Below are 6809 nucleotides of genomic sequence, written 5' to 3'. Positions count from 1 at the left end.
CGGTCCCGATTTCAAATAGAATTCCTCTACCGAGATGCCAAGCAGTTCACCGGGCTTACCACCTGTCAGGCTAGGAGCAAGAATAAGCTCGATTTCCACTTTAACGCGGCTCTAACAGCGGTAAATATCGCCAAGCAAGACTGGCTCTCAAACAAGGATAACCTCCAAAAAACGTTCTCAATGGCTAATTACAAAACTCTATATAACAACGCGTTGCTACTGGAACGATTTATGTGTATGTTTGCAATAAACCCAAACACCGCAAAAAATAAAAAAATCGTCAATGATTTGTTGGATTACGGTAAAATTGCGGCATAAATCTTACCGAACTATTGAATCATAAACCGGAAGGGGTTGACGATTTAAACGCTCGTGTAAACCATAAACCGAAAGGGGGCGACGATTTAAACGCACATTTACACTGTTTTTGCTATTCTGATGGTAAAATTCTTCGCCAAGTTGCTCTTTTCACCAACAGGCTAGCCCCAAATTTATGCAGCAAGCACGCTTTGTTTGCCAATAAATTCAAAGAACATAGCATTTATGTTAGGTTTGAGCGATGTTGAACATGCTTGTTGCAAGAAAGTTATGGCTTTTTTATAATACATTCCAAAATATTTTTATTTTTTTTTACGATCGCATGCAAGATACTCGCCCAACCCAAGCAAATGCTAAAGAGTTGCCATTAGTTGTATAACCTATTGATATTATTGCTAGCTTAGTGTGGAAATAAACCTTCACAAAAGCTGGGTTTAGCCACCCCGATATAGGTGGCTAAACCCAACTTAGTTGGGTTTATAAACGAGTTAGCAGTCATTCTATTGACGACCGTACAACCATCAAAGACTAACAAAAATGAAAATAAAAACAGTTTCTATAAAACATTTCAGAGGTATTGAGGACTTACCTCCATTTGACTTGAAAAATCTTTCAATGTTAATTGGCAACAACGGAACCTCAAAGACCTCAATTTTAGAAGCCGTTAATTTTGCTTTATCTCCGAGTTTCTTATCAGGTCGAATTAAGCACACAGACTTTTTCAAAGGACAAGATCACCCAATAGAAATAACATTAGAGTTTGAGACTTCTTTCAAAGCAATGCTTCCTGACGGTTTTCAAAAACAAGAGGTTGACTGCAACAAAGTTTATTTAAAAGTAAAAAAGCGTGATAGAGCTGGTAACGGCAAGGCATTTTCAGACATTGTAGTAGTTGAACATTATGTTGTTCCCGTTGCTCCTCAAACAAATGATAAAGGTTGGGAGGTTGTAAGAAAGAATAATTCAAAGTTCAAGTTTGACCACAGACTTTTGACTTTTCCAATAGAAACCGAAGGACTTCCAAGAAGTTATTATTACGGAAAAAATCGTGAGAAGCAAATTCAAAAAGGGTTTAACTCATCTATTTCATCCGTTTATGACGATTTTAATTGGCGTTTTATAAAAGAAGTTAGAAAGGAAAATGAAATACCAACTGACCCTCCGACACCTGACTTTTTTGCTAGAAAGCAAACTATTGAAAATGAAATTATCCAAAAAATAGACGAAAAAGCAATTCAAAAAACATTCAACAGTTTAAACAAGAAGCTTGACGATTTAGGAATTGCAAACATTGGCATTTCATTCTTTGATGGAAATGCACCATTTGATACAGCATATCTTAATCAAAAACTCGAAGGTTTAGAAATTCCTGTTGCACAACTTGGTTCAGGAATTGAAATGATAATTTCGCTTCTATTCCTTGAAACATTAGCCTCTTTATCAAAAGAAAATTTCATTGTAATTATTGATGAACCTGAATTGCATTTACACCCGACATTACAAAACAAGTTTATAAATTATCTGGTCGGACTTTCTGCAAACAATCAGGTTCTTCTATCAACCCACTCACCATACTTTTTTAAGAACAGCATCACAAATCAAGATATTGAATTACTAATTTCAAGCAAGGACACAGGCAAAGTGCTTGTTGAGAATACTGGTGCAAACTTTGGACTATTCCCTTGGAGTCCATCTTGGGGAGAAATAAATTTTCAAGCATATAACTTGCCGACAATTGAATTTCATAATGAACTATACGGTTACTTACAAGAAGCTAACACAGTATCATCAGAGACAGCTATTGAAGCATTTTTCATAGGCAAGGGTCAGACAAAAACAAAACAATGGAAACGATTACACAATGGACAAGTAGGAAATCCTTATGACGTTTCACTTATGACCTACATTCGAAATACCATTCATCATCCTGACAACACAAATAATTTACCATACACGGAAACAGAATTAGACAACTCTATTAAGACAATGATTACCGTATTACAAACTCCATAGAAACGATGCTTCAACTAACCGAGAAAAAAGAACGAACCGCTAACAGGCGTTTGGCAAAAGTGGCGGTTCAGTGCTCCGCAGCCAGTTTTGTGGTTAATCAAAGTTTGGTTCTCCGCATCAACATTTGTGGTGAAAATCGCCAACTTCTTGTAGCTGCAAACCGTTATGGGCAAGTGTAAAAAAACAGACACAGCGGACAATTTGCTACTTAAAGACAGAAAAATAAAATCGAAATAATGAACAGCCTACGCGCAAAACAACACATTTGCAAGCCCCAACACATCCCGATAATTATCGGGACAAAAGAGTTGTTTTCTTGCCAACGCACCGCAGGAAATTGATACATTTGTAGTTATTTGAAACGGACTGATATAAAATGACAACACAACAATACATAGATAACATTAACCAACGCTACAAACTTGGTAATGCTACTGAACACACATTTCGCGGAGACTTACAAACACTTATTGAAAGTATTGTGCCAACAATCAGAGCAACCAACGAACCGAAAAGACAGAGTTGCGGAGCACCAGATTACATCTTGACTAAAAAGGATATTCCCGTTGGATTTATTGAAGCAAAAGACATTGGAGACAAAGACCTTGAAGGAGCTAAAAAGACTGGAAACAAAGAACAATTTGACCGCTACAAGGCATCTTTGAATAATTTGATTTTTACCGACTATCTTGATTTTCATTTATACCGAGACGGACAATTTGTAACCAAAATTGCAATTGGAGAAATTACTGAAAAAGGTATAAAACCTTTAACAGAGAATTTCGACCGTTTTGAAAACCTGATAAAAGACTTTTGTACCCACATTGGGCAGACAATAAAAAACAGTAAAAAACTTGCCGAAATGATGGCGGGCAAAGCCCGCCTTCTTTCCGATGTTATTGAAAAAGCGTTGACAAGCGATGAAACGCATAACGAAGACAGCACGCTAAAAGACCAAATGTTGGCTTTCAAGCAAATTCTGATACACGATATTACACCCAAAGGATTTGCCGACGTTTATGCTCAAACTATTGCTTACGGAATGTTTGCAGCACGTTCGCACGACCCATCTTTAGCAACTTTCAGCCGACAGGAAGCTTACGAACTCATTCCAAAATCAAATCCATTTCTTAAAAAACTGTTTGGATATATTGCAGGTTTGGACGTTGACGACCGTATAAAATGGATTGTTGACGATTTGGTAAATATTTTCATTGCTTGCAACGTAGATGAGATTTTGAAAAACTACGGGAAAAGTACAAAAATGGAAGACCCGATAATCCATTTTTACGAAACGTTTCTGAGCGAATACGACCCAAAATTGCGTAAAGCCCGTGGCGTTTGGTACACACCTGCACCTGTTGTAAATTTTATTGTTCGTGCAGTTGATGATATTTTAAAAACCGAATTTGATTTACCGCAAGGACTTGCCGACACAAGTAAAACCAAAATAAAAGTTGATGTACAAGGCAAAAAGATAGAACAGGAAGTACACAAAGTACAAATACTTGACCCAGCCACAGGGACAGGCACATTTTTAGCCGAAGTAATCAAACTCATTCACAAAAAGTTTGAAGGACAGCAAGGTATTTGGAGCAATTATGTAGAAACCCATTTATTGCCTCGCCTTAATGGTTTTGAGTTGCTGATGGCAAGTTATGCAATGGCACACCTTAAATTGGATTTGCTTTTGACTGAAACAGGCTACAAACCTACAACTAACCAAAGGTTCAGAATTTATCTTACCAACAGTTTAGAAGAACACCATCAAGACACAGGAACATTATTTGCGAATTGGTTAAGCACAGAAGCCAACGAAGCCAATCACATAAAAAGAGATACGCCTGTTATGTGTGTTATTGGAAATCCGCCATACAGCGGAGAAAGTGCCAACAAAGGCGAATGGATTATGAAGCTAATGGAGGATTACAAAAAAGAACCAGGCGGAAAAGAAAAACTGAAAGAAAGAAATCCAAAATGGATAAATGATGATTATGTAAAGTTTTTACGTTACGGACAGCACTTTATAGAAAAAAACGGAAGTGGTGTTTTAGCTTTTATTAATCCCCACGGGTTTTTAGACAACCCTACTTTTAGAGGTATGCGTTGGAATTTACTAAAAACATATGATAAAATTTATACAATAGATTTACACGGTAACGCAAAGAAAAAAGAAACTTCACCAGACGGAAGTGCTGATGTGAATGTGTTTGACATTATGCAAGGTGTTGCCATAACTATCTTTGTTAAAACAGGTAAGAAAAAAACAAACGAACTCGGCAAAGTATTTCATTTTGATTTATTTGGGAAAAGAGAAATAAAATATGATTTTTTAAATGAAAATTCACTCAAAACTATTGCCTACACAGAATTACCCAACATTGCACCAAATTATTTTTTTGCAAGCAAAGACTTTGAAGAACAAACTTCTTATGACAAAGGATTTTCAGTTAATAGAATTTTTACATTAAACAATGTAGGAATAGTTACAGCAAGAGATGGGTTTACAATTCATAATTCAAAACAAGATGTTGAAAATACTATCACAGAGTTTTTGAAATTAGATGATGAAGGAGCAAGAACAAAATTCAATTTAGGAAAAGACGTGAGAGATTGGCAAGTAAATTTTGCGAAAAAAGATTTGCAAAACCACTTTCCAGATAAAGGTGTTTTTACAAAAATTTGTTATAGACCATTTGACAACAAGTGGACATTTTACACAGGAAAATCAAAAGGCTTTCATTGCTACCCGAGAGCAGAAGTGATGCAACACTTTACGAAAGGTAAAAATGTTGGGTTAATCATTGGAAGACAAGGTCAGGCAGTTGGTTCAATGACTTGGAATTTATCATTCATTACTAATTCAATGACTGATTTTAATTTGTATTATAGAGGCGGTGGAACAACTTATCCTCTCTACCTCTATCCCGAAATTAACGGTCAACAAACCATTGGACAAACAGCAGAAAGAACGCCAAACCTTAACGCAGAAATTGTAAAGCAAATAGCAGAGAAATTGGGTTTAATTTATAATCCAAATCCTAAAAATCCATTTGAAACAGGAAAGGATATTATTTTAAATGCGATAAAGAACAATCCAAATATGTCTGCTCCAAAAAGCAGTTATTCTTTACTTAATCCTGTGGATATTTTGGATTACATCTATGCCGTTTTGCATTCGCCAACATACCGTGAGAAATATAAGGAGTTTCTAAAAATAGATTTTCCGAGAGTTCCCTACCCAAAAGATGAAAAAACATTTTGGCAATTGGTAAAATTGGGTGGAGAGATAAGGCAACTGCATTTACTTGAAAGCCCTATCGTAGAAAAAAATATCACACAATATCCAATAGATGGGAACAATGTAGTTGGCAAAACAAAATATCAAGAAGGTAAAGTTTACATCAACGAAACGCAGTATTTCGACAATGTTCCGCAAATTGCTTGGGGGTTTTACATTGGCGGTTATCAACCAGCACAGAAATGGCTCAAAGACCGCAAAGAAAGAAAGTTAGAGTTTGATGATATTCTGCATTATCAAAAAATTATTGTTGCTCTTACGGAAACTGACAGGCTAATGAAAGAAATTGATAACATAGAAATTGAGTAAGCCGTGAAAAGAAAGGAATTTGAGAAGCTATTTGCGACTTTCAACGAAAATGGAAAGCAGATTTGGGTAATTGGCAGAGTTAAAGACTTGCCAAAACCAATTGTAAATATGGCTCTTAACCTTGCTGCATTAGATTTTATAAAGTATATCAGAATTTGCGATGAAACTTTGGCTGCTTCAAGCGAGAACTATCCAAACAGACAAAAAATGCCAATAACAAATATGAATCATGAAACAGCAATAGGAGTTCAAGTATTGTATAGTTTATCGCATAAGTATATTAACTTTTTTGACATTAATTCACCAATTAAAGGCAACGGCAGTAAGATGGTAGACGCAATTTTGAGAGATTTTCCGAAAGATTGGAATCCTTCAGTTGTAATGGATTGGAGTAATGGATTTTGGGACAAGATGAAAGAAAAATATAAAGATGTTGAATGGATAATGTAAAAGCCAACGCTTCGTAGTCAAGCACATTGGCTGGTCGCTCGAAAAAGCCAACGCACGGCCAAAACCAGCCAAAAAGCTTGCCTACCCGAACGCACGGCAGACAGAAACATTGTAGCAAATTGACAGAAATGTAATTCAAAGTGTATCAAATGCAGTAATGGGCAAAATGGAAGCAACTGACAAAGACCAATTTGACGCATTAAAAGAAAGTATTGAAAATGAAACGGAAGTATATTGACGCAATAACGCCAGCCACTAATAAATAGGACCTTAAGCGGCACGAAGTGCCCAGCGAGAAGTCCAGGTTGAGCTACATCCCGGGTTAAACGGATTTTTTCTATGGGGTTTTCAATGCAATTATTCTTTTTCGGAGGGAAATTTACTGACATAAGCTGGCCATTTGCACTGGCCTAACTCA

Annotated in this window: 3 protein-coding genes and 1 pseudogene; all 4 read left to right on the top strand. The window is 36.3% G+C overall.

Annotated elements, in window-relative coordinates; genetic code table 11:
- Positions 1–318: pseudogene (locus BLS65_RS18500) on the top strand (transposase); the annotation flags it as partial.
- 537 nt (positions 319–855) lie between these two features.
- Positions 856–2331, top strand: a complete 1476-nt coding sequence (locus BLS65_RS16840; RefSeq protein ID WP_212590584.1) for an ATP-dependent nuclease — start codon at positions 856–858, stop codon at positions 2329–2331.
- 376 nt (positions 2332–2707) lie between these two features.
- Entirely contained in the window at positions 2708–5941 is a 3234-nt protein-coding gene (locus BLS65_RS16835) for a type ISP restriction/modification enzyme (RefSeq protein WP_092440973.1), read from the top strand.
- A gap of 3 nt (positions 5942–5944) precedes the next feature.
- Entirely contained in the window at positions 5945–6391 is a 447-nt protein-coding gene (locus BLS65_RS16830) for a hypothetical protein (protein ID WP_092440972.1), read from the top strand.
- The last annotated feature ends 418 nt before the right edge of the window (positions 6392–6809 follow it).

The organism is Williamwhitmania taraxaci (assembly GCF_900096565.1).
In the GTDB taxonomy this organism is placed as follows: Bacteria; Bacteroidota; Bacteroidia; order Bacteroidales; family Williamwhitmaniaceae; genus Williamwhitmania; species Williamwhitmania taraxaci.
This window is presented reverse-complemented; position numbering and strand designations above follow the sequence as displayed.